At 71.5% G+C, this 23155-nt stretch carries 21 protein-coding genes; 4 read left to right on the top strand and 17 right to left on the bottom strand.

Going from position 1 to position 23155, the window contains the following annotated elements:
- Window positions 1-166: 166 nt before the first annotated feature.
- The 7 genes from ACFYOY_RS37395 to ACFYOY_RS37365 form a co-directional block, all read right to left on the bottom strand.
- Entirely contained in the window at window positions 167-1822 is a 1656-nt protein-coding gene (locus ACFYOY_RS37395) for a beta-N-acetylhexosaminidase (protein WP_351895852.1), read from the bottom strand.
- Window positions 1823-1918: 96 nt separating this feature from the next.
- Window positions 1919-2788 (bottom strand): carbohydrate ABC transporter permease, encoded by an 870-nt coding sequence (locus tag ACFYOY_RS37390; RefSeq protein WP_351895858.1) that lies wholly within the window; start codon window positions 2786-2788, stop codon window positions 1919-1921.
- Window positions 2785-3783 (bottom strand): sugar ABC transporter permease, encoded by a 999-nt coding sequence (locus ACFYOY_RS37385; protein ID WP_351895864.1) that lies wholly within the window; start codon window positions 3781-3783, stop codon window positions 2785-2787. The genes ACFYOY_RS37390 and ACFYOY_RS37385 overlap by 4 nt, the downstream gene beginning before the upstream one ends.
- On the bottom strand, window positions 3780-5117 hold the full coding sequence (locus ACFYOY_RS37380) for an extracellular solute-binding protein (protein ID WP_351895870.1): 1338 nt from the start codon (window positions 5115-5117) through the stop codon (window positions 3780-3782). Before ACFYOY_RS37380 ends, ACFYOY_RS37385 begins: the two co-directional genes overlap by 4 nt.
- A 157-nt stretch (window positions 5118-5274) precedes the next feature.
- Window positions 5275-5685: a hypothetical protein gene (locus ACFYOY_RS37375; RefSeq protein ID WP_208519710.1), complete on the bottom strand. Its 411-nt coding sequence runs from the start codon at window positions 5683-5685 to the stop codon at window positions 5275-5277.
- 138 nt (window positions 5686-5823) lie between these two features.
- Window positions 5824-6114, bottom strand: a complete 291-nt coding sequence (locus tag ACFYOY_RS37370; RefSeq protein ID WP_079059403.1) for a DUF3039 domain-containing protein — start codon at window positions 6112-6114, stop codon at window positions 5824-5826.
- Window positions 6115-6135: 21 nt separating this feature from the next.
- Window positions 6136-6723: a YqgE/AlgH family protein gene (locus ACFYOY_RS37365; protein WP_059144558.1), complete on the bottom strand. Its 588-nt coding sequence runs from the start codon at window positions 6721-6723 to the stop codon at window positions 6136-6138.
- A 254-nt stretch (window positions 6724-6977) separates the two neighbouring features.
- Here ACFYOY_RS37365 and murA point away from each other — a divergent pair, with 254 nt between their 5' ends.
- Complete coding sequence (murA, locus tag ACFYOY_RS37360) at window positions 6978-8321, top strand: UDP-N-acetylglucosamine 1-carboxyvinyltransferase (RefSeq protein WP_351895887.1); 1344 nt, start codon at window positions 6978-6980, stop codon at window positions 8319-8321.
- A 287-nt stretch (window positions 8322-8608) separates the two neighbouring features.
- Here murA and ACFYOY_RS37355 read toward each other — a convergent pair whose 3' ends face one another.
- Both ACFYOY_RS37355 and ACFYOY_RS37350 read right to left on the bottom strand, forming a co-directional pair.
- Window positions 8609-8890, bottom strand: coding sequence for an HU family DNA-binding protein (locus ACFYOY_RS37355; protein WP_009717479.1), 282 nt, complete (start codon window positions 8888-8890; stop codon window positions 8609-8611).
- Window positions 8891-9145: 255 nt separating this feature from the next.
- Window positions 9146-10567 (bottom strand): NAD-dependent malic enzyme, encoded by a 1422-nt coding sequence (locus tag ACFYOY_RS37350; protein WP_351895896.1) that lies wholly within the window; start codon window positions 10565-10567, stop codon window positions 9146-9148.
- Window positions 10568-10836: 269 nt separating this feature from the next.
- On the opposite strand from ACFYOY_RS37350, the gene ACFYOY_RS37345 reads away from it, so the two are divergent.
- Complete coding sequence (locus ACFYOY_RS37345; RefSeq protein ID WP_014061093.1) at window positions 10837-11046, top strand: cold-shock protein; 210 nt, start codon at window positions 10837-10839, stop codon at window positions 11044-11046.
- Between the two features lie 277 nt (window positions 11047-11323).
- Here ACFYOY_RS37345 and ACFYOY_RS37340 read toward each other — a convergent pair whose 3' ends face one another.
- From ACFYOY_RS37340 to ACFYOY_RS37315, 6 genes are all read right to left on the bottom strand, one after another.
- On the bottom strand, window positions 11324-13840 hold the full coding sequence (locus tag ACFYOY_RS37340) for a HelD family protein (RefSeq protein ID WP_388592081.1): 2517 nt from the start codon (window positions 13838-13840) through the stop codon (window positions 11324-11326).
- Window positions 13841-13903: 63 nt separating this feature from the next.
- Complete coding sequence (locus ACFYOY_RS37335) at window positions 13904-14665, bottom strand: zf-HC2 domain-containing protein (protein WP_351895905.1); 762 nt, start codon at window positions 14663-14665, stop codon at window positions 13904-13906.
- Window positions 14662-15183 carry a sigma-70 family RNA polymerase sigma factor gene (locus ACFYOY_RS37330; RefSeq protein WP_020870913.1) on the bottom strand — a complete coding sequence of 174 codons (522 nt, stop codon included), beginning with the start codon at window positions 15181-15183 and terminating at the stop codon, window positions 14662-14664. The genes ACFYOY_RS37335 and ACFYOY_RS37330 overlap by 4 nt, the downstream gene beginning before the upstream one ends.
- 272 nt (window positions 15184-15455) lie before the next feature.
- Window positions 15456-16049: an ABATE domain-containing protein gene (locus tag ACFYOY_RS37325; RefSeq protein WP_351895916.1), complete on the bottom strand. Its 594-nt coding sequence runs from the start codon at window positions 16047-16049 to the stop codon at window positions 15456-15458.
- Between the two features lie 568 nt (window positions 16050-16617).
- Window positions 16618-17784, bottom strand: coding sequence for a uroporphyrinogen-III synthase (locus ACFYOY_RS37320; RefSeq protein WP_351895923.1), 1167 nt, complete (start codon window positions 17782-17784; stop codon window positions 16618-16620).
- 155 nt (window positions 17785-17939) lie between these two features.
- Complete coding sequence (locus tag ACFYOY_RS37315) at window positions 17940-19337, bottom strand: nitrate/nitrite transporter (RefSeq protein WP_351895929.1); 1398 nt, start codon at window positions 19335-19337, stop codon at window positions 17940-17942.
- 216 nt (window positions 19338-19553) lie between these two features.
- On the opposite strand from ACFYOY_RS37315, the gene ACFYOY_RS37310 reads away from it, so the two are divergent.
- Entirely contained in the window at window positions 19554-19823 is a 270-nt protein-coding gene (locus ACFYOY_RS37310) for a hypothetical protein (protein WP_351895934.1), read from the top strand.
- Here the strand turns inward: ACFYOY_RS37310 and ACFYOY_RS37305 are convergent.
- The gene (locus ACFYOY_RS37305) at window positions 19798-20787 is read right to left on the bottom strand and encodes a LysR family transcriptional regulator (RefSeq protein WP_388592078.1); all 990 of its coding nucleotides are present in this window, start codon (window positions 20785-20787) and stop codon (window positions 19798-19800) included. The genes ACFYOY_RS37310 and ACFYOY_RS37305 overlap by 26 nt on opposite strands.
- 114 nt (window positions 20788-20901) lie before the next feature.
- Here ACFYOY_RS37305 and ACFYOY_RS37300 point away from each other — a divergent pair, with 114 nt between their 5' ends.
- Entirely contained in the window at window positions 20902-22206 is a 1305-nt protein-coding gene (locus tag ACFYOY_RS37300) for an MFS transporter (protein ID WP_351895944.1), read from the top strand.
- A gap of 56 nt (window positions 22207-22262) precedes the next feature.
- On the opposite strand, the gene ACFYOY_RS37295 is transcribed toward ACFYOY_RS37300, so the two are convergent.
- A complete protein-coding gene (locus tag ACFYOY_RS37295; protein ID WP_351895951.1) occupies window positions 22263-23129 on the bottom strand; it encodes an alpha/beta fold hydrolase in 867 nt (288 codons plus the stop codon).
- Window positions 23130-23155: the final 26 nt, after the last annotated feature.

Genomic DNA, 23155 nt, shown 5'->3' with positions numbered 1-23155 from the left:
GGGATGGTACGGGTTTGGGGCAAGGTCTCCGCCGGGAGTGGATTGCCACGTTTCAGGGACCCTTGTGCGAATTGGTCTTGCGCCGGAGGGACTACGCTCCCGGGGGCGGCGGAGCACCGGCGCGCACCCTTTTCAGGGCCCGGTCCCCCGGCCGCGGCGGGCCGGCTCACACGACCGGGGGCGCTCCCTCGCGCGGGCGTCCGAGCAGACCGGGGCGCCGCTGCCAGGGAAGCGGCCCGGCGGGCGGGCGGTAGCTCACGCCGAGCGCGTCCAAACGCGCGTAATGTGCCTCCATGCGCCCCTGGAACGCCCCGAAGTCCCGTTCGGACGACGGCGGCAGCGCCGACCAGACGACCTCGGCGAAGGCGGCGAGCCGGGGGAAGGCCTGGTAGTCGACACGCCGGCGGTCCTCCATCACCTCGGTCCAGACATTGGCCTGGGCGCCCAGCACCCGGTCCGCGTCGGCGCCGGTGAGCTGCGGTGGAACCGGTTCGAAGCGATAGACATCCTCCAGGGTGCGGACATAGCCGATCGGGACCGGCTCGTCCTCGCCCGGAGCCTGCCGGTGGTCGAAGTACACCTGCTGCTCGGGGCACATGACGACGTCGTGGCCGGCCCGCGCGGCGGCGATCCCGCCCGCGTAGCCGCGCCAGGAGGAGACCGCGGCACCCTCGGGCAGCGGGGCGTCGGCCGCGCCGCCCTCGAGGATCTCGTCCCAGCCGATCAGCCGGCGCCCGCGCTCGGCGAGCCAGTGGCCGAAGTGGCGGATGAACCAGCTCTGCAGCCCGTCCTCGTCGGCGAGGCCCTGTGCGCGGATGCGCTCCTGGGCGGCCGGGGACGCCTTCCACTGGTCCTTGGGGCACTCGTCGCCGCCGATGTGGACGAAGGTGCCGGGGAACAGCTCCAGGACCTCCTCCAGCACCTGCTCGAAGAAGCGGAGCGTGTTGTCGGTGGGGGCGAGTACGTTCGGGTTGACGCCCCAGGTGGTCCAGACTCCGAGGGAGGCGGTGTCGATGACATCGGTGTTGCCCAGTTCCGGGTACGCGGCGATGGCGGCCTGCGAATGCCCGGGAATGTCGATCTCCGGCACGACGGTGATATGCCGCTCGGCGGCGTACGCGACGATCTCGCGGATGTCGTCCTGGGTGTAGTAACCGCCGTGCGGCCGCTCGTCCCACAGCGGGGACGCCCGGTGGCCGAGCTTGGTGCGCTCACGCCAGGCACCCGTCTCGGTCAGCTTCGGATAGCGGCGGATCTCGACGCGCCAGCCCTGGTCGTCGGTGAGATGGAAGTGGAAGACATTGAGCTTGTGGGCGGCGAGCAGGTCGAGATAGGCGAGGACACCGTCCTTGGGCATGAAGTGGCGGGCCACATCCAGCATCAGCCCGCGCCAGGCGAACCGCGGCGCGTCCTCGACCGTCCGCTCCGCCAGCTCCCAGGTGGCCTCCGCACCCCTGAGCGGGGCGCGGCGGAAGGCGTCGGGGCCCAGCAGCTGACGGAGCGTCTGCGTGCCCCAGTGGACGCCCGCGGCCGTGCCGCCCGCGATCTCCACCCGGCCGTCGGCGACGGTGAGCCGGTAGCCCTCGGGCTCCAGCGCGGCGTCGATCCGCAGCGTGACGGTGTCGGGGCCGCCGGGTTCGCCGTCCGGCAGGGACAGGCCGAGCGCCTGGCCGAGGGTGGTGCGCAGCAGGCGCGCCACACCCTCGGTGCCGGGGCCCGCGGCCAGGGCGGTGTGCCGCGGGTGGATCCGCGCGCCCGCGCGGCCCGTACGGCTCTGGTCATGGCGGGGCGCGGGGATCAGCCCCGCGGCGTCGTGTGTCATCTGCTCCCTCACCGGCCCTTGTCGGCGTTTGTCAGCGCTTGTCGATGCTTGTCGGCGCTTTGCCAGCCCTTGTCGGCCCGCTCGTCGGTCTCTTCGTCAGTCCTTCACGGCGCCGCCGAGACCGGAGACCAGTCGGCGCTGTACGAGGACGAAGAAGATCAGCACAGGGATGGTCATGACGGTGGACGCCGCCATGATGCCTCCCCAGTCGTTGCCCTCGGCCTTGAAGAAGACCAGCAGCGCCATCGGAAGGGTGGAGTTCTCGGTCGCGCTGATGATGAAGGACTTGGCGAACAGGAAGTCGTTCCAGGTGGAGATGAAGGAGAAGACGCTCGTCGCGACCAGTCCGGGGAAGACGAGCGGGAAGAGGATCTGCCACAGGAAGCGGGAGCGGCTGGCCCCGTCGAGATAGGCCGCCTCCTCCAGTGCCTCGGGCACCGCCTTGACGAAGCCGCGCAGCATCCAGATGGCGAACGGCAGCGAGAAGGCGATATGCGGCAGCATCAGCGAGCCCAGGGTGTTGAGCCCGATCCCCGGCACCGACTCCCCCAGATCGCGCATCAGGAAGAACAGCGGGATGGTCAGCGCCTCGATCGGCACCATCTGCGCGACCAGGAACATGATCAGCAGCGTGGTGCGGAAGCGGAACCGGAAGCGGGCGACCGCCGTCGCCGCGAGGAAGGCGATCAGCGCCGAGGCGACCACCACCACCGCGGCCACCAAGAGGCTGTTGAGGAAGTAGCGCCCGAAGTCCTCCTGCTGGAAGACGCGCCGGAAGGAGTCCAGCGACGGGGCCGTCGTCCACGGCCGGGGCTCGGTGGACTGGATCTCCCCCTCGGGCTTGAAGGCCGAGAGCACCATCCAGTACAGCGGGAAGGCGACCACGGCCGCGACGATCAGGGCGGTGGCCTCGGCGGCGAAGCGCCAGGGACGGCGGATGCGCAGCGAGACGCGCGAGTGGCTCACAGTTCTTCTCCCTGGCGTCGCAGCAGCCGCAGATAGACCAGCGTCACGACCAGCAGGATCAGCAGCATCACCACGCCGATCGCCGAGCCCAGGCTGTACTGCGAGGACGCGAACGCCTTCTGGTACGCGTACACGTTGAGCACCATGTTCTGGCGCGCGATCCCGCCGCCGTCCGTCATGACGTAGATCTGGGTGAAGACCTTGAAGTCCCAGATGATGGACTGGATGGTCACCACGACGAGGATCGGCCGCAGCATCGGCGCCATGATGGTGCGCCAGATCCGCCAGGTGGAGGCGCCGTCGAGGGCGGCGGCCTCCAGCACCTCGGTGGGGATGGCCTTGATGCCCGCGTAGACGGTGACCATCACAAACGGGAACGAGCACCACACGACCTCGAACAGCACCAGGGCGAAGGCGCTGTAGCGGTCGTAGGTCCAGGAGTAGTTCTCGAACCCGGAGAGCCCGAACCACACCAGGATCTTGTTCACCGGCCCGAAGTCGGCGTCGAAGAGGAAGACCCAGACCGTCGAGCCGGTGACCGCCGGGGTGGCCCAGGCGCCGAGCGCGGCCAGCATCAGCGCCAGCCGCGGAATGGCCCGTACGCGCGTCAGCAGCACCGCGAGCCCACAGCCGACCGCGAGGGTGGAGACCACGCAGACGGCGGCGAAGAGCAGCGTGGCCACGACCACGTTCCAGAACTCGCTGTCGCCGAACAGCTCGGCGTAGTTGGCGAATCCCTGGAAGGTGGTCGGTTCACCGCCGCTGACCTGCGCCTGGGTGTACTCCAGGAAGGAGATCAGACCGAGCTGGTAGATCGGGTAGACGAGCAGCCCGCCCAGGACGACGAGCGCCGGGGCGAGGTAGAGCCAGGGCGTCCAGGCTCCCCGCCGGGAGCCCTTCCTGGCTCGGCCCCCGGCCGGGACGACGGGGCCCGGCCGGGACCGGCGGCCCTTGGCGGGGGCGCGCCGGGCGTGCTGTGCGGTGCCGGAGCTCACTGCTGGAATGCCTCGTCCATCTTCTTCGCGGCGTCCTTGGTGGCGGTCTCCACGTTCTTACGGCCGCTGACGATCTCCTGGAACATGGTGGGCAGGACGAGCTGCGCGTCGATGGCCGCCCAGCCGGGCGAGGCGGGCACGAACTTGGCGCTGTCGTTGAGCGTCTTCACGAAGGGCTTCACGAAGGGGTCCTTCTGCGCCACGTCGCCGCGCACATCGGTGAAGGTCGGCAGGAAGCCCATGGCGTCGTAGAGCTTGCGCTGGGTCTGCTTCCCGGAGAGCGTCTGCAGCAGGTCCACGGCGAGCGTGCGGTGCGTGGTGCTCTTGAGCACTCCGACGTTGTTCCCGCCCGCGAAGGCCGGGGCGATCTCGCCCTTCTTGACGCCCGGCAGCGGCACGACCTTGTACTTGCCCTTGACCTTGCCCGCCTCGATGGCCTGACGGCTGAAGTCGCCGCCGATCGCCATGCCCGCCTTGCCCGAGGCGAACGCCTCGATGGTGTCGTTGCCGCCCCACTGGGCGCACTTGGCGGCCGGGCAGTTGTCGTTGCCGAAGAGCGAGGTGTACGCCTTGACGCCCTTCTGGGCGTCGGCGCTGTCGATGGCCGCCTCGTACTCGTTCGAGCCGAACTTGCCCTTCTCGCTGGCGAGATCGCCGCCGTTGGCCCAGATGAAGGGCATCGCGCCATAGGTGTAGGCGCCGCCGACCGCGAGCCCGTACAGATCCGACCGCTCCGAGCGGATCCTCTTCGCGGTCGCAATCAACTCATCCTGGGTGGTCGGCGGCTCCAGGTCGAGGTCCTTGAAGACGTCAGTCCGGTAGTACAGCGCCCGGACTCCGACGAAGAGCGGAGCGCCGTAGACCTTGCCGCCGATGGTCAGCGAGTACTTCGCGGTGGGGTCGATGTTCGTCGAGTCGCCCCAGGCGCCGAACTCCTTGCTGATGTCCAGCAGTCCGCCGTCCTTGACGTAGCCGGCGGTGTCGGTGTTGCCGTACTCGATGACGTCCGGAGCGCTCTTGGGGTCGTTGAAGGCCGCCTTGATCTTCTGCGCCCGGGTGTCGATCGGGATGTAGGTCACCTCGACCTCGGTCCCGTCGTGCTCCTTCTCGAAGCCGGCGACCGCCTCGTCGATCACCTTCTTCTTGGGCGCGTTGTTGACCTCCTGGAAGAGCCAGACACGCAGCTTGCCGCTCTTCTCATCCTCCTTGGAGCTGTTGTCGGAGGTGGAGGGAGCGCATCCGGTCGCGGCCAGCCCCGCCAGGGTCAGTGCCGCCACGGGCACGGTGACGCGGGAGGACAGCCGGGAGAACGCGGAGTGATGGGACGACTTCATGAGGACCCTTAAACATTTGGCGTTGCAACATATGCAACGCATGTTTCGCTCAGCACAATATGCGTGAGGCTAGGGAACCTTGAGCGACGCCACAAGAGGTCTGAACCACTCCGTGACCAAATGAGCCGAACCGCTGCGCGGCGAAACGAACTTCGCGCTAGCGACGCGGCAACTCCTCGCCCGGATAGGCGGGTTCAACATACGGCACGGCCTCCACCCGCGCACCCGCTTCCTCCAGGCGCGCGATCACCCGGTCCCAGTCGGGCCAGGTCTTCCGGATCCGCTCGAGGACGCGGTCGCTGGCCACCAGCACCACGTCACAGCCCGGGTCGGCCGCCCACTCCAGAAGTCTGGGAAGGGTCGGCTGCGCGACCGACATCACACAGCTTCCGGCGGGCCGGTAGCCGCGCTCGGCGGCCAGCCGCCCGCACTGTTCCAGCTGGGCGTCCCAGTCCTTCTCGAACTGGCAATAGGCGCTGGCGCCTTCCGCGTCGGGCTCGTCGACCTCACGCGCCCCGAACACCAGATAGGCGGCCCGCGCCGCCCCGTTCTCCGTACGCCCGCTCATGGGCCGACCCTACTGGGGTCATCCGGCGCACGGCAGGGCGCACAAGCACGGCATGCCCGGCCCGCGACCCCCGAGTGGGGTCACGGGCCGGGCGAGCCGCCTGTCGCGCGAGGCTTTTCCGTCAGGGCCTACGGCCGGCTACTTCTTGCCGTCGCCGCCGTCCTTGCCCTTGTCCCCACCGGCGCCCATGCCCTCGAAGATCTCCTTGCACATGGGACACACCGGGTACTTCTTCGGGTCACGACCCGGGACCCAGACCTTGCCGCAGAGTGCGACGACGGGAGATCCGGAGAGGGCGCTCTCCATGATCTTGTCTTTCTGTACATAGTGGGCATAGCGCTCGTGGTCGCCGTCACCGTGCGACACCTGAGGTGTCGGCTCAACGAGGGTCCCCGTGCCTGCCCCGCGCTCGGGCTCAAGAGTGCTCATACAGCCCTAGGGTACTCATGCCTAGTTGAGAGAAGGGTCGTCCGGATACGTGGCGACCATGGCCAGCTCGCTGCGCTGGCGACGCAGCACCGCGCGCCACAGCCGCTCGGGGGCGGGCGAGGACACATCGCCCGGTTCGGACTCCACCACGTACCACGCGCCCTCGGCGAGCTCGTCCTCCAGCTGGCCGGGCCCCCAGCCCGCGTAACCGGCGAAGATGCGCAAGGACCCCACGGCGGCCGCCAGCAGCTCCGGCGGCGCCTCCAGGTCGACCAGCCCGATCGCCCCGTGCACTCTGCGCCAGCCGAGTGGCCCGTCCTCGGTGCGCGCCGGGGACCGGCCCGATTCGCCCGGGACGACGGCCACGCCCAGCGCGGAGTCCAGCGAGACCGGACCGCCCTGGAAGACCACCCCCGGCTCCCCGGCCAGCTCGGCCCACGACTCCAGGATGTCGCCCACCCCCACCGGGGTCGGGCGGTTCAGGACCACACCGAGCGAGCCCTCCTCGTCGTGATCGAGGAGGAGCACCACCGCGCGGTCGAAGTTCGGGTCAGCAAGCGCCGGTGTCGCGACAAGCAGCCGTCCTGTGAGCGAGGACACCTCGGTCATGGCCACATGATCCCCCATATCCGGGCCGGAGGGGGAGTGGAAGACGAGTCCCGTATGAGAGCAGGTCGGGGCGCAAGACAGCAGATGCGGCGCACGTGACTGTGGGCTCTTCGAGAGGGACGGAACGTGTTGCCGCCCACACGGGAGGACTCAATGCGCGCAAGAGTCTTACGGAGGCGGTCTCCAGGGCCATTACTCTTGCCCTTTGGCCCCTGTGCCTTTTGGCCCTGCCCGTCTCAGGAACGCGAGACCCGATGACCCGCTCGAACGATGTCCTGCTCGTCCACGGCGGCACCCCGCTCGAAGGCGAGATCCGTGTCCGCGGCGCGAAGAACCTCGTGCCGAAGGCCATGGTGGCCGCCCTGCTCGGCAGTGGTCCCAGCAGGCTGCGCAACGTCCCCGACATCCGCGATGTGCGGGTGGTGCGCGGGCTGCTGCAGCTGCACGGCGTGACGGTGCGCCCCGGTGACGAGTCCGGTGAGCTGGTGCTCGACCCCACGCACGTGGAGAGCGCCAATGTCGCCGACATCGACGCGCACGCCGGTTCCTCGCGGATCCCGATCCTCTTCTGCGGCCCGCTGCTGCACCGCCTCGGCCACGCCTTCATCCCGGGCCTGGGCGGCTGTGACATCGGCGGCCGGCCGATCGACTTCCACTTCGACGTACTGCGCCAGTTCGGCGCGACGATCGAGAAGCGGGCGGACGGGCAGTACCTGGAGGCCCCCCACCGGCTGCGCGGCACCAAGATCCGCCTGCCGTACCCGTCGGTGGGCTCCACCGAGCAGGTGCTGCTGACGGCGGTGCTCGCCGAGGGTGTGACGGAACTCTCCAACGCGGCGGTCGAGCCGGAGATCGAGGACCTCATCTGCGTGCTGCAGAAGATGGGCGCCATCATCTCCATGGACACCGACCGCACGATCCGGATCACCGGTGTCGACAAGCTCGGCGGCTACAACCACCGCGCCCTCCCGGACCGCCTGGAGGCCGCCTCCTGGGCCAGCGCGGCGCTGGCGACCGAGGGCAGCATCTATGTGCGCGGCGCCCGGCAGCGCGAGATGATGACCTTCCTGAACACCTACCGCAAGGTGGGCGGCGCCTTCGACATCGGCGACGAGGGCATACGGTTCTGGCACCCGGGCGGCAAGCTCGACGCGATCGCCCTGGAGACCGACGTCCACCCCGGCTTCCAGACCGACTGGCAGCAGCCGCTGGTGGTGGCCCTGACCCAGGCGTCGGGCCTGTCCATCGTCCACGAGACGGTCTACGAGTCGCGGCTGGGCTTCACCTCGGCGCTCAACCAGATGGGCGCCCACATCCAGCTCTACCGCGAATGCCTGGGCGGCTCCGCGTGCCGCTTCGGCCAGCGCAACTTCCTGCACTCCGCGGTCGTCTCCGGCCCCACCAAGCTCCAGGGCGCCGACCTGGTCATCCCCGACCTCCGCGGCGGCTTCTCCTACCTGATCGCGGCCCTGGCGGCCCAGGGCACCTCACGGGTCCACGGCATCGACCTGATCAACCGCGGCTACGAGAACTTCATGGAGAAGCTCGTGAAGCTGGGCGCGAAAGTGGAGCTCCCGGGCGGCACCGCCCCCGCATAGCCCCCCTCCCCCGGCCCGACGGCCGGGCCCCCACCACCACAGCCCGCCCCGACACCCGCGGCGGGCTGCCCCATCCCCCACCCCCAGCCACGACGCCCCGGCTGGGGGCCCGGGCGTTACCCCCGGGGGGGGACACAACATGGAGAGCCTCGTGAAGCTCGGCGCGAAAGTGGAGCTCCGGGCGGGCGCACAGCCCGCGTAGGGCCTCGTAGACGGGTCTCAGGGCCCGTAGGAGCGCCAAAAGGGGCGGTCACCCTTGGGTGACCGCCCCTTTCGTTCGCGAGGGCTTACTTGCCCTTGGCGGCTTCCTTGAGCTTGGAGCCCGCGGAGACCTTCACGCTGTAGCCGGCCGGGATCTCGATCGGCTCACCGGTCTGCGGGTTGCGCGCGGTGCGAGCGGCACGGTGGGTGCGCTCGAAGGTCAGGAAGCCGGGGATGGTGACCTTCTCGTCGCCCTTCGCGACGACCTCACCGGTCACCTCGGCGAGGGCGGCCAGCACGGCGTCGGCGTCCTTTCGGGTCACCTCGGCGCGCTCGGACAGAGCGGCCACCAGCTCACTGCGGTTCATGTTGTACTCCCGTGTTCATCTTGCCAATGAGGCGTGAGATCGAAGCCGATGCTGCCAGGGCCCTCGGACAGTCCCCGGACCCGGGTCTGCTGTTCAGACCCTCGCGCCCGGAACGCATCCTGCCCGCACCTGTGGCGGGAAAGCCAATCCGGAGCCCTCGAGAGTCACACGAAAAGCGCCGTGGCGGTCATTTTCCTGCCCGCCACCCTATGGCTGCCTCCGGGACCCCACAGCGCGCGACGCGCCGTGCCGGGCCTAGACCGCAGTGGTACCGGTCACAGGGCGCGCCGCGTCCCGTACGGCTCCGGCGACCGCCCCCGCGACCTTGTCGTTGAAGACGCTCGGAATGATGTAGTTGGCATTGAGCTCGTCGTCGTGGACGACGTCCGCGAGCGCGCCGGCAGCGGCCAGCATCATCTCGGTGTTCACCGTACGCGACTGCGCGTCCAGCAAACCACGGAAAACGCCCGGGAACACCAGCACGTTGTTGATCTGGTTCGGGAAGTCCGAGCGCCCGGTGGCGACAACCGCGGCCGTCTGGCGGGCGATCGCCGGGTCCACCTCGGGGTCGGGGTTGGCCAGGGCGAAGACGATCGCACCGTCCGCCATGGCGGCCACGTCGTCGCCCGAGAGCACGTTCGGGGCCGAGACGCCGATGAAGACGTCCGCGCCCCGCACGGCCTCGCGCAGGGTGCCCGTGACGCCCTCCGGGTTGGTGTTGTCGGCGATCCAGCGCAGCGGGGACTCCGGGTCGGCGGAGACCAGGTCCTCGCGCCCGGCGTGCACCACACCGTGGATGTCGGCGACCACCGCGTGGCGCACGCCCGCGGCGATCAGCAGCCGCAGGATGGCGGTGCCGGCGGCGCCCGCGCCGGACATGACGACCCTCACATCCTCGATCTTCTTGTCGACCACCCGCAGCGCGTTGGTGAGGGCGGCCAGCACCACGATCGCGGTGCCGTGCTGGTCGTCGTGGAAGACCGGGATGTCCACGGACTCGCGCAGCCGCGCCTCGATCTCGAAGCAGCGGGGGGCGGAGATGTCCTCCAGGTTGATCCCCGCGAAGCCGGGGGCGATGGCCTTCACGATCGCGACGATCTCGTCGGTGTTCTGGGTGTCCAGGCAGATCGGCCAGGCGTCGATGCCCGCGAACCGCTTGAAGAGGGCCGCCTTGCCCTCCATGACCGGCAGGGCGGCCTTCGGGCCGATGTTGCCGAGGCCCAGGACCGCGGAGCCGTCGGTGACGACGGCCACACTGTTGCGCTTGATGGTGAGGCGCCGGGCGTCCTCCGGGTTCTCCGCGATGGCCTGGCAGACCCGGGCGACGCCCGGGGTGTAGACCATGGAGAGGTCGTCACGGTTGCGGATGGGGTGTTTCGACGACATCTCGATCTTGCCGCCGAGGTGCATCAGGAACGTACGGTCGGAGACCTTGCCGAGCGAGACACCCTCGATGCCCCGCAGCTTCTCCACGATTTCCTGGGCGTGCGCGGTCGAGGTGGCGGCGATGGTGACGTCGATACGGAGCTTCTCGTGGCCGGAAGCGGTCACATCGAGGCCCGTGACCGAGCCACCGGAGGACTCCACGGCCGTGGTCAGCTGGCTGACCGCGGTACCGCTCGCGGGCACCTCCAGCCGGACCGTCATCGAGTACGAGACGCTGGGCGCCGTTGCCATGGCCTGCTTCCTCTGCTTTCCCTTGTACATGCTGTCCGGGCCGCGGAAATGCCGGGCCACGTCCTCAGATAGTTGCACCTACCTCTCGGTACGGGGTAACCCGGCCCGACTTTCGGACATATTGTTCTGACATAGCAGAGTGGGGTCACCCGAGTGGAAAGCCCCACTCCTTCGCGGGAACCCCTGGCGAGGCGGGCCGTCCGCCGCATCCACCGTCCTAGGCTCTGGCGCGCTACAGCGTCAGAGGAAGAGACAAGAGGAGCGCGGGCATGGCTCAGGGCACCGTGAAGTGGTTCAACGCCGAGAAGGGCTACGGCTTCATCGCCCAGGAGGACGGCGGACCGGACGTCTTCGTCCACTACAGCTCGATCGACGGCAGCGGCTACCGCAGCCTGGTCGACGAGCAGCGGGTCGAATTCCAGATCGTGCAGGGCCGCAAGGGCCCGCAAGCCGAAGAGGTCCGCATCCTGGGCGGCTGATACCGCCCGGCGCGGACCTCTTACGGAAGAGAAGGGTGACACCGACCCGCCATGCTCGCCTCGCGGCAAGTGGTCGCTCGAAGCGACGAAGGTTGGGCCCGGGGGCTTGGATCGGGCCGGTGCCACATCAAGGCTAACAAACAGGTCCGGGAAGGGATTCCCCTCCCGGGGGTTGATTTCGCCCCCGCCGTTCCGAGCGGGCCCGGCCCCCCCCTTCGGCCGCCTCCCAGCGGCGGCCGAAGGGCCTGGGCGCCCCCGGCCGAGCCTGGCGGGAGATTCACTCCCGCAGCAGGTCGGGGACGCCGTGGGCGTCCGGCTCGTCGCGGGTGCCCGACACCACCGTCAGCCGCTGGGTCGCGCGGGTGAGCGCCACATACAGCACCCGTAGCCCCGCGGGCGACTCGTCGGCGATCTCGGCGGGCGAGACCACGACCGTCGCGTCGTACTCCAGCCCCTTCGCCTCCAGGCTGCCCAGCGCCACCACCCGGTGGCCCAGGCCGGTCAGCCACTGGCGGGCCTGCTCGCGGCGGTTCATCGCGACGACGACGCCGACGGTGCCCTCCACCTCGTCCAGCAGTCGGAGCGCCTCCCGGCGCGCGGCCGCGCCGAGGTCGCCGTCCACACCCGGTGCGAACCGCGGCTCCACGCCCGTGGAGCGGACCGCCTCGGGCGCGGGGGTGCCGGGCATCGCCAGCGTGAGGACCCTGGTGGCCAGTTCGGCGATCTCGGACGGGTTGCGGTAGTTGACGGTGAGGGTGAAGCGGCGGCGCGGGCGGCTGCCGAGCGCCTCGTCCCGGGCCCGCCCCGCCTCGTCCGGGTCGGACCAGGAGCTCTGGGCCGGGTCGCCGACGACCGTCCAGGTGGCGTGGCGGCCGCGCCGTCCCACCATCCGCCACTGCATGGGGGTGAGGTCCTGCGCCTCGTCGACGATGACGTGGGCGTAGTCGGTGCGCTCTTGCTCGGCCCGATCGGCGCGGCTGCGGCGGGGGCCGACCCGGTCGGCGTAGGTGGTCAGCTCCTCCAGACCGGTGAGCTGGTCCAGCGGATCCACCTCGCGGGGGGCGGCGGGGCGGGCGGGGAGGCCCAGGAGAGTGTTCAGCTCGTCCAGCAGCGCCACGTCGTGGACCGACAGCGGGCCCTGTCCGTCCGGGCCGAGCCGGGCCAGCGACCGGGCCACCTGACGGACCTCGCGCGGGTTGAGCACCCTCCGCGACCAGCGCCCCAACCGCTTCTCGTCGGCCATGGCGGCGAGGACGGACCGGGGGGTGAGCTCGGGCCACCAGGCATCGAGGAACTCCTGGAAGACGTCCTCGGAGGAGATGTCCTCGTCGAAGCCCTCCCGCGCCTCGGCGGCCAACTCGGGGTCGGTGTACCGCCTGGGCGCGCCGGAGCGGGTCCACAGCGCGTCCAGGAGCAGCCGGCGGGCGCGGGGGCGCAGCAGGTTGACGGGTGCGGTGCCGCCCAGCACGTTCTGGCGGATGCGGCGCAGCTCATCGGCGTCCAGCTCGATCCGGGCACCGAAGGCGACCACGCGCAGCCGCTCCGGCGGGCCGCCAGGTCTGGTCCCGGAGCCCGCGCCGGGTCTGCCGCCGTCCTTCGACGGGGTCGCGGCGGGGGCGCCGAGCGCCGCGTCGAGAGTCAGCTGGCCGTCGTCCGACGGCGGGGCCGACGAGGGGTCTGACGAAGAGTTTGATGGCGAGGCCGATGCGGCGGCCGCTCCCCGCGGCATCTCCAGCGCGCCGCGGGCGGCCTTGCGCAGCACCCTCAGCATCCGGGAGGAGCCCTTGACGCGGGCCACGGCCGGGGTGTCGTACGTGGTGGCCTCGGCGCCCTCCACCAGGGAGCCCACCGCGCGGATGGCCACCTGGCCCTCCTCGCCCAGTGAGGGCAGCACGCCCTCGGTGTAGGCGACCAGCAGCGGGGTGGGGCTGACCACGAGGATGCCGCCCGCGTAGCGCCGCCGGTCCTGGTAGAGGAGGTACGCCGCGCGGTGCAGCGCGACCGCCGTCTTCCCGGTGCCGGGGCCGCCCTCGACCTCGGTGATGGAGGCGGCGGGGGCGCGGATCACCTGGTCCTGCTCGGCCTGGATGGAGGCGACGATGTCCCGCATGGTGTGGCCGCGGGCCTGGCCCAGCGCGGCCATCAGCGCGCCGTCGCCGACCACCGGCAGCGCGGCGCCGTCGAGGGTCGCGCTCAGCTCCGGGCGCAGCAGGTCGTCCTCGACGCCGAGCACCCGGCGGCCCTTGCTGCGGATCACCCGGCGGCGGACGACGCGGCCGGGGGCCACCGGGGTCGAGCGGTAGAAGGGCGCGGCGGCGGGCGCCCGCCAATCGATCACCAGCGGGGCGTAGTCGGCGTCGAGTACGCCGATGCGGCCGATGTGCAGGGTTTCGGCGATCTCCGCGCGGTCGCCGTCCGGGCCGGTGCTGATGGCGTCGTCGGCGGGCTCGACGGAGGTGTAGGCGCCGTCGGGGCCGCGCTCGCCGTCCTTCCCCGGCAGCAAGTCGATGCGGCCGAAGAGGAAGTCCTCGAACTCGCTGTTGAGCCGGTTGAGGTGGACCCCGGCCCGGAAGACCTGGGCGTCCCGTTCGGCGAGCGCCCCGGGCGTACCGACCTGGCCGCGCTTGGCGGCGTCGTCCATGAGGAACTCCGCCTCGTGGATCTTCTCCTCGAGGCGGTGGTACACCCGGTCCAGATGCGTCTGCTCGATCCGGATCTCGCGGTCCCGGACCCCGTCCCCGCCGTCCCGCCGCGGTGCCGTCCGGTCGTCATGCGTGGCGTTCTGCGCGGCCACCCAGGCCCCCTTCTGTGTTCTTAAGGGCAGCCGTCAACCGTACACCCCCGGGGAGAGGGATTCTCAGAGCCTGACCTCGGCCAGGCGCTGGCCGTCCAGCGTGCGGACCTCGAAACGCTCGATGTCGTCGGTGTTCATGGCGGCGCCGCCCTGGGCGTAGAGCGGCTCCTTGCTCCAGCGCGAGCCGTCCCCGTCCGTGATGCCGTAGCCCGATGTGGGCACGGCCCAGGTGGTGATGGTCTCCTCGTGGCCGTCCTTGCCGATGGCCACCAGGTCGCAGGTGCGCGGCCCCTTGAGGTTGCCCAGCTTGAGGGCGACGGAGGTGCCCCAGCCCTTCTGCTGCAGCGAGACGGACGCGTCCACCTTGGTGACCGGGTCCACCGCGCTGAACTTCTTGCCCTGGTCGTACACCTGCTGGGAGGTGGACGCCACCGCCTGGGTCTTCCCGTCGTCGTCGGAGCTCGCGGTGAGCGCCGCGCCCGCGAGCGGGCCGCCGACGATGAGGATGGCGGCCGCGGCGACGAGGTAGAGCCGCCTTCTGCCGGATGCCTTGCGACTGACCGTGACGTCTTCCAGGAGCCGGTCGAGCAGTTCGGGCCCCGGGCGGGCGGTGACCACCGACGGATCCGGGAGCGCGGTGCCGTCGGCGGCGGTGGCGTACTCGGCCAGCAGGGGCGGCAGGCCCATCAGCTCGTCGAGCTCGGCGGCGCACCGCTCACACCCGATGAGGTGGTCCTCGAAGCGCGCCGCGTCGGCGGGGTCGAGCACTCCGAGCGCATAGGCGCCGACCGCGGTGTGCTGCTGGTCGTCCGCTGCCGGCATCATGCCGTAACCCCCCGTTCCTCGAGCGAGAGCTTCAGGGAGCGCAGCGCGTAGAAGACCCGGGACCGTACCGTCCCGGCGGGAACGCCCAGCACTTCGGCCGCCTCACTCACCGTCCGTCCCTTGAAGTATGTCTCGACGAGGGCCGCTCTATGTGCATCGGTGAGGTCATTCAACGCGTCAGAAATGGTCATCTGGCGCAATGCGCGGTCGATGTCGTCCGCGGCGGGCATCACATGGAGCGGTGCCGCGTCCACTTCGTGGGGACGTGCGCGGCGTTGACGGTGGCCGTCGATGACGATGCGGCGGGCCACGGTCACCAGCCAGGGCCGTACCGACCCGCCGGAGCGCCGGAGTTGGTCGGCGTTGCGCCAGGCCCGGAGCAAGGTCTCCTGGACCACGTCCTCGGCGCGATGCCGGTCGCCCGCGACCAGGCGCAGGACGAAGGCGAGAAGCGGGCCTGCGTGCTCCGCGTAGAGCGCGCGCATGAGCGCGTCGTCCGGTGTCGTCCTCTCGGTCACGAGGGCATCTTTGCGTACGCAAGCCGCCGGGTCGAGGGGGGTACGGGCTGGAAACGCTCGGCGTTCATCGGCCACCGTGTGATGTACGTCCCAATTCCCGGCTGAACATCTCCCCCTGCGCGATGCGTACTTGAGTCCGAGTAGGCCGACGCCGGGCGGGTGTCGGCCATCAGGAAGGGCTCCCTCCCCAAAACCGCCCCGCAGGCCCCGGTCCCCCCATCCGGGGCCTGTGTCATGTCTGAATCTGGTTCATGTTTTGCTAATGCTTGGGTTTAGGTGACGGTTGGGGCTACCCGACGACGGTGACGGGCAACTCGTTCGCGGTTTCCGCAGATTTCGCTGGAGCACCAGCGCCTCCGGCGGCCGCGCGAGGTGTCGAGGTAGAGCAGTGAGCAGGTCTCCCCCTCGCAACGCCGCAACTGCCCGCGTGCCACCGGGTCGGTGAGCAACTGCACGGCGTCGCGGGCGATCTGGGAGAGCAGGGCACCGCAGTCGGGTTTCCCGGCGAGGGCGCGGAGCAGGGTGCCGTCGGGGGTCCGTACGGCCCGCAGGGCGGGCGGGGCGGTGGCGGCCAGCGCGTTCATCCGCTCCAGGTCGGCGCCGGCGGCGTGGCCCTCGACCTCGGTGTGGACGATGCGGTGCAGCAGGTCGCGGGCCGCCCGGAAGCGGACGAGCCAGCGGTGGTCCACGACGTCGAGCGGAGTGCCGCCGGGCACCAGACCGGCGCCGAGCAGCCAGGCCCTGAGGGGCTCCACGCCGCCGAGCCGCTCGACGGGCGCCTCGCTGAGCCGGCCACCGACCGTGGCCACCAGGTCCAGGCAGATCCGCCCCGAGTCGAACCGCAGGTCGTAGCCCGACGCCGCCATGTTCCTGTCACCCCTCGGGGAAGGCCCGATCCGGTCACCTTTCAGAGTGCCCGCCCCGGCTGTCACCCGGAACCCCTCCGGAGGCGAGCCCGGGCGAACGCCTCGCAAACGCTGTGCGCAGGGCTCCGCCGTGGTGACCCTGGGGGTACCGGACGCGGGGCCGCGCCACCCAACACCCGGCCCCGGCCGAACACCCAGTGCGGGCCGTGGGCGCCTCCGGCGGATAACCCCCACCCCGCCCCTTCCCGAAACAATGGCGCTCCGCCCCCTGGACCCCCACCGGGGCTCCGCCCCGGACCCCGCTCCTCAAACGCCGGAGGGGCTGAATTTTCCCCCCGGGCGGTCCGGAACCGCACACCACCCATGCCACCGACGGCCAGCCGCGAGACGGCGGGAGGCGGCGGGGTCGCAGGGGTGGGGGCCTGGACGCTTACGTGTATTCGTGGCGCCCATCCCCGGCCCACCCCACGCCCCCGGCCAACGGCGCCGTAAATATACGGTCCAGGGCCCCGCACCCGGCACCCACCACACACCCCACCGCGCACCCAAGGGCGCCCCCGGTGGGCGGCTACGCGTCCGCGTACTTCGTTTCGGCCGAAGGGTCCAGCGCCAGCCGGTAGCCGCGTTTGACCACGGTCTGGATGAGTTTGGGGGAGCCAAGGGCCGTGCGGAGGCGGGCCATCGCCGTTTCCACCGCGTGTTCGTCGCGGCCCGCGCCAGGCAGCGAGCGCAGCAGTTCCGAGCGGGCCACGACCCAGCCGGGGCGGCGGGCCAGGGCACGTAGCAGGGCCATCCCCGCGGGCGGCACGGTGCGCAGTTCGCCGTCGACGACCACGGCGTGGCCGCGGATCTCCAGGCGTCGCCCGGCGACCGGCAACGGGCGGACCCGGCCCGGGAGTTCCGCGGTCAGCAGCTGGACGAGGGGGCCGAGGCGGAACCGTTCGGGTTGGGAGGTGGGTATGTCGTGGGCCTCCAGCGGGAGCGCGGTGACCGGGCCGACGCAGGCGGGCAGCACGTCACGGCGGAGCGCGTCCAGGAGTTCCTCGCGCATCCCGCGCCGTTCGGCCCGGTCCAGCAGGCTCGCGGCGGCGGGAGCGCTGGTGAAGGTGACGGCGTCCAGGGCGCGGGCGACCGTGGCGTCCAGCAGTCGGTCGACGGGCCCGATGTCCTCCGGTGGCATCCAGCGGTAGACCGGCACCCCGACCACCTCCGCTCCCCCGGCGCGCAGCGACTCGACGAAGCCGGGCAGCGGCTCGCCGTGCAGCTGGATGGCGATGCGCTGCCCCTCCACGCCCTCCTCCAGCAGCCGCTCGAGCACCTCGGCCATCGACTCGGAGGGCGGGGACCACTCCTCGGTGAGCCCGGCGGCCCGGATCGCCCCGCGCACCTTGGGCCCGCGGGCCAGCAGCCGCACCTCGCGCAGCCGGTCCAGCAGCGCGTCACCCAGGCCCCAGCCGTCGGCGGCCTCGACCCAGCCGCGGAAGCCGATGGCGGTGGTGGCGATGACGGCGTGCGGGGCGTGGTCGATCAACTGCTTGGTGGCGGCCAGGAGTTCGGAGTCGTCGGCCAGCGGCACGATCCGCAGCGCCGGCGCGTGCATCACGGCCGCGCCGCGGCGCCGCAGCAGCGCGCCGAGCTCATCCGCGCGCCGTGCCGCGGTGACGCCCACGGTGAATCCGGCGAGGGGGCCGACGGGTGCTTCGTCGCCCGCGGCTCCGGTCTGTTCTCGGTGCATGGCTCTCGTCCCGATCTCCCGATTCACTCGCGTATGGGCGCCTCCGTTCCGCATCCTGTCGCCGTCCCGTGACGGTGGCGGTTCACGGAGGTTTCCCATCTGTAACGGGGCGTACGGCCGGGGGCTTCCCCGGTCGACCGTACGCCCCGAGCCGCTCAGACGTCCGCGTAGGCGGGTTGCCGCTCCGAGCGCGGATCATGCGTGTCCTGCTCGGCGGCGGGCGCCGGGGCCGAGCGGGCGCCGCGGAGGTATACGGCCCAGGTGACCGCGGAGCACACGGCGTAGAAGGCGAGGAAGGAGACGAAGGCGGGGGTGCCGGAGTGGGCGCTTGCGAACGACTCCCGGAAGACGAGGTTGATCCCGAGCCCGCCGAGCGCGCCGACCGCCCCGATCAGCCCCATCGCCGCGCCCGAGAGCCGCCGCCCGTAGGACGCGGCCTCCTCGCCCTTCAGGCCCCGGGCGAGGGCCTTCGCCTGGAAGATGCCGGGGATCATCTTGAAGGTGGAGCCGTTGCCGAGTCCGCTGAGGACGAAGAGGGCGATGAAGCCGACGAGGAAGACGGGCAGCGACTTCTGTGCGGAGGCGTAGACGACCACGAGGGTCGCGGCGCCCATGGCGGCGAAGTTCCAGAGGGTGATCTTCGCGCCGCCGCGGGTGTCGGCGAGCCGCCCGCCGACGGGGCGGATGAGCGAGCCGAGCAGCGGGCCGATGAAGGTGAGCGAGGCCGCCTGCAGCGGGGTGCGGTCGAACTGGTTCTGCAGCACCAGGCCGAAGGCGAAGCTGTAGCCGATGAACGAGCCGAAGGTGCCGATGTAGAGCAGCGACATGATCCAGGTGTGGGCGTCCCGCGCCGCCTCCTTGGCCGCCCCGGAGTCGTTGCGCACCGGCGCCAGGTTGTCCATGAACAGCGCGGAGAGCGCCGCCGCGACCACGATCAGCGGGATGTAGACGGCGAGCACGAGCCGCGGATGGGCCGCCCCGGCGGTGCCGATGACCAACAGCCCGATCAGCTGGATCACGGGCACGCCGATGTTGCCGCCGCCCGCGTTGAGCCCGAGCGCCCAGCCCTTCTTGCGCAGCGGATAGAAGGAGTTGATGTTGGTCATGGACGAGGCGAAATTGCCGCCGCCGACACCGGTGAGCGCCGCGACCACCATGAAGGTGGTGTAGGAGGTCCCGGGCTCCATCACCGCGGCGGCGGTGATCGCGGGCACGAGCAGCGTCGCCGCGCTGATGATCGTCCAGTTGCGCCCGCCGAACCGGGCGACGGCGAAGGTGTACGGGACCCGAAGGACCCCGCCGACCAGCGTGGGCATCGCCACCAGGAAGAACTTCCCGGCCGCGTCGACGCCGTACTCCGGCCCCATGAACAGGACCATCACCGACCACAGGCTCCAGATGGAGAACCCGATGTGCTCGGAGAGGATGGAGAAGACCAGATTCCGGGTGGCGATCCGCTCCCCCTTCTGCCTCCAGAAGGTCTCGTCCTCCGGGTCCCACTGCTCGATCCAGCGGCCCCCTTTGCGTGCGGCGGTGGTGGTCGGGGCAGTCATCACGCCTCCACAGTTCTCGGTGTCGCTGCCCGACGGTAGGGACGGCGCATTACCGGGCTGTGGCGGCAGGTGACGCGGACGAAACCTTGCTCTCACCTGTGGGGGCGGGGGGCGGTGAGGGGTCTCCGGGGGCTCGGGGTGCCGGGGCCGGGGCGGGGCCCCGGGGTCTGGTCCCGGAGTCCCGGGATCCCGGGGATTCCCTGCTGCGGTGGAGTCGTGGCCATCGCATACGCGACGCGAGGTATCGCCCGGTACCGTACGCGGTGCACCGCCCGCCCGCCCCGCCGGAGGATCGCGCATGAACTCGTCGACCTCGCCGGTCTGGGCGTCGACGTCGCCGATACCGGCAAGGGTCCTCAGCCGGGTGTCCCGGGTGGGCCGCGCCGCCTCGGTATCGGCGGGGATGGCTGGCTGTACTTCCTGGCCATGCCACGCCTGCGGCTCATCGTCATCACGCGCGTCATTCCGCCATACGAAGATTTCTGATCCCGCCCGCCTCCGGGCGTGGCAGCCAGGCGCCCGGTGGGCGGGCGAGCCAGTCGGACGTGGTGGCGAGCGTGCGGGCCGCGGTGTGGAGGGCGTCCAGGCCGGGGTGGTGCAGGTCGCGGCGCCAGAGCAGGGAGACCGGGGAGAGCGGGACCGGGTCGGTGAGGGGGCGCAGCACCGTGCCGGGGAGGTGGATGAACACCTCGCTGGCCAGCACCGACCAGCGGCGCTTGGTCACCACCCGGATGAACTCCTCGTCCCCCTCGATCTCCGGGAACGGCTCCGCCATCGCGATCCCGCGCCCCGCGAAGAGCTGTTCGGCGAGGTCGGTCCACTCGGTGGTGGTGGGGTTGCCCGCCGCCGCGTACAGGGTCTCGCCCGCGAGCGCGGACAGCGGGATCTCCTCGAGCCCGGCCAGCGGATGGTCCTCGCGCAGGACCACGGCGATGCGCTCGTAGCGGACGAGGCGGTGTTCCAGCCGGGCGAGCACGGCGGGGTCGAGGCCGTGGGCCCGGCCGAAGGAGACGTCGAGGCGGCCGGCGAGGAGTTCGGCGGCGGCCCCGGCCAGTCCGCTGTGGAAGCGGGCCACCAGTTCGGTCTCGGGGCCGAGGCGGTGCCGCGCCTCCGTCAGCACCTGGCTCCCCGTGCTCACCGGGGCGCCCACGTCCACCAGCAGCGGGCGGCGCTCGGCCCCGCTGAAGGCCGCCGCCAGGTCGTCCTGGGCCTGGAGCACCCGCCGAGCGTACGGGAGCAGCCGCTCACCCGCGGCCGTGAGGGCGACCTGGCGGGTGGTGCGGACGAACAGCTCCGCGCCCAACTCCCGCTCCAGGCGGCGGATGTCGCGGCTGAGGGCCTGCTGGGCGACGTAGAGGCGGGCGGCGGCGCGGGTGAAGTGCAGTTCGTCGGCGACGGCGGTGAAGGCGCGCAGCAGGCGCGGTTCGATGTCCCGGTTCACGCGCACCATGGTGGCCGACGCGATCCTTGGCCCTTCACCTGACCGGCATTGACAACGGATATGCGTGAATGAGTCCGGATCAGGTGTTGGACCGGCCCCGGGCGGCCCCGGGACCGTGGTGGGGTGATCCTCTTCCTCGCCTCCCGGCCCGTCGTGCCCCGCCCCTCCCGCCCCGGCGCCGCCTCCGCCCCGCCGCGCCGCCGCCGGTCGCCGCTCGCCCCGTACCGCCGGCTCTTCGCCGCCCCCGGTGCGCTCGCCTTCACGCTCGCGGCCTTCGTCGGACGGCTGCCGGGCTCGATGCTCGGCGTCTCCACGGTGCTGATGATCGCCACGGTGCGGGACTCGTACGCGCTCGCGGGCGCCGTCTCGGCCACCGGAGTCGCGGTGACGGCGGTCGCGGGACCGCTGCTGGGGCGGCTGGTCGACCGGTACGGGCAGGCCAGGGTCGCGGTCCCCGCCGTCGTCGTCTTCGTGGCCGGGGCGACCGCCATGGTGCTGTGCGTCCACGTCGGCGCCCCGGCCTGGACGCTGTTCTGCTGCGCGGTGGGCTCGTCCGGCGTGCCCAGCCTGGGCGCGATGACCCGCGCCCGCTGGGCCGCGCTGCACCGCGACGACCCGGCCGCCCGGCACACCGCCGCCTCCTTCGAGCAGGTCGTCGACGAGGTCTGCTTCATGGCCGGGCCCGCGCTGGCCATGGTGCTGTGCACGGTGGTCCTCCCCGAGGCGGGGCTGGTCACGGCGGCGGCGCTGCTGCTCACCGGCACCCTGCTGTTCGCCGCCCAGCGCCGCACCGAACCGCCGCCGGAACCGCACCCCGCCCGGGGCCGCGTGCTCCTCACCCCCGCTCTGCGGGTCATCCTGCTGACCTTCCTCGCGACCGGCGCGGTCTTCGGCTCGATGGAGGTGGCGACGGTCGCCGCCGTCGGCTCGTACGGGGGCTCCACGGCGAGCAGCGCCGTCCTCGCCCTCCAGGCCGCCGGGTCCTGCGCCGCCGGGCTGGTCTTCGGCGCACTGCCACCGCGCGGTACGGCCGGAGGGCGCCTGGTGGCGGGCGTGGCCGCGATGGCCCTGGCCGTCCTCCCCCTCCTGACCGCCCACAGCCTCGCCACCCTCGCCCCGCTGCTCTTCCTGGCGGGCATGGCCACGGCCCCCACGATGATCACCGGCATGACCCTGGTCCACCGTCTGCTCCCGTCCGCCCGACTCAACGAGGGGATGACCACCGTGTACACCGGTCTGCTCATCGGCATCTCCACCGGCGCCGCCGTGGGCGGCTGGACGGTGGACCACCTGACCCCCACATCGGCCTACCTCACCCCGGCGACGGCGGCCGCCCTCGCCTTCGCCATCGCCTGGTCGGGCCGGGGTTGTCTGCGGGCCCCGCTACGGTCCGTACCGCAAGCACACGGCTCGGAGGGCCGGTCATGAGCACATCGCCGGAACACGCGGACATCCCCGCTCGGTGAGGTTGACCGAGCCGGGCGTCACGACCCGTCCGCCTCCGCCAGGAAGGGCGCCAGCAGCGACAGCAAGGGGCCCGGGTGCTCCTCGGGGAGGTAGTGGCCGCTGTCGTCGATCACGGCACCGCGGACCCCCGGGGCGACCCGGCCGAGGCTGTGGACGGGGGCCGGGCCCCCGGCCCGGCCGCAGCCGATGGCCAGGGTGGGCATCGGCAGCCTCGTGCGGGCGAGTTCGGTGATGGCGGCGGTGTCGGCGGGGACGTTGCGGTAGTACGCGAAGCCGTTGGCCAGCCGACCCGGCCGGGTGTACGTGCTCAGATAGGTGTCGACATCGGCGGGGCGGATGGCCCCGCTCTCCATGGCGTGCGCGTAGAAGTGCTCCAGCAGGATCCGCTCCCGGCCCTCCGCCAGCTGCTCCGCGAGACCGGGCACCGAGAAGAAGCCGAAGTGCCAGAGCCCGGCGCGGGCGATCAGCTCGCTCAGCCCGAAGCCGTGCAGCGGCACGGCGAGCAGGGTGAAGCTGCGCACATGGGCCGGGTGGGCGGCGGCCCACGCATAGCCGATGGGGCCGCCCAGATCGTGGCCGACGACATGGACCCGGTCCAGGCCCAGCTCGGCGCGCCAGGCGTCGAGGAGGTCGGCGGCGATCCGGACGCCGTGGCCGCGCGGGGAGGAGCCCGAGTCGCCGAGGCCTGGCAGGTCCACCGCGAACACCTCATGGTCGCGGGCGAGTCCGGGGATCACCTTGCGCCAGGCGTACCAGGTCTGCGGCCAGCCGTGGAGCAGGACGACGGGGGTTCCCGACCCCGCCCGCACCCAGTGCAGCCGTACGCCCTCGATCGTCGTCTCGTGGTGTTCTCGGTGCTCTCGGTGCTCTCGCGTCGCGTTCATGCGGGCCAGTCGAGCACCGGCACCCC

The organism is Streptomyces sp. NPDC007875 (genome assembly GCF_042868035.1).
GTDB lineage: Bacteria > Actinomycetota > Actinomycetes > Streptomycetales > Streptomycetaceae > Streptomyces > Streptomyces antimycoticus.
This window is presented reverse-complemented; position numbering and strand designations above follow the sequence as displayed.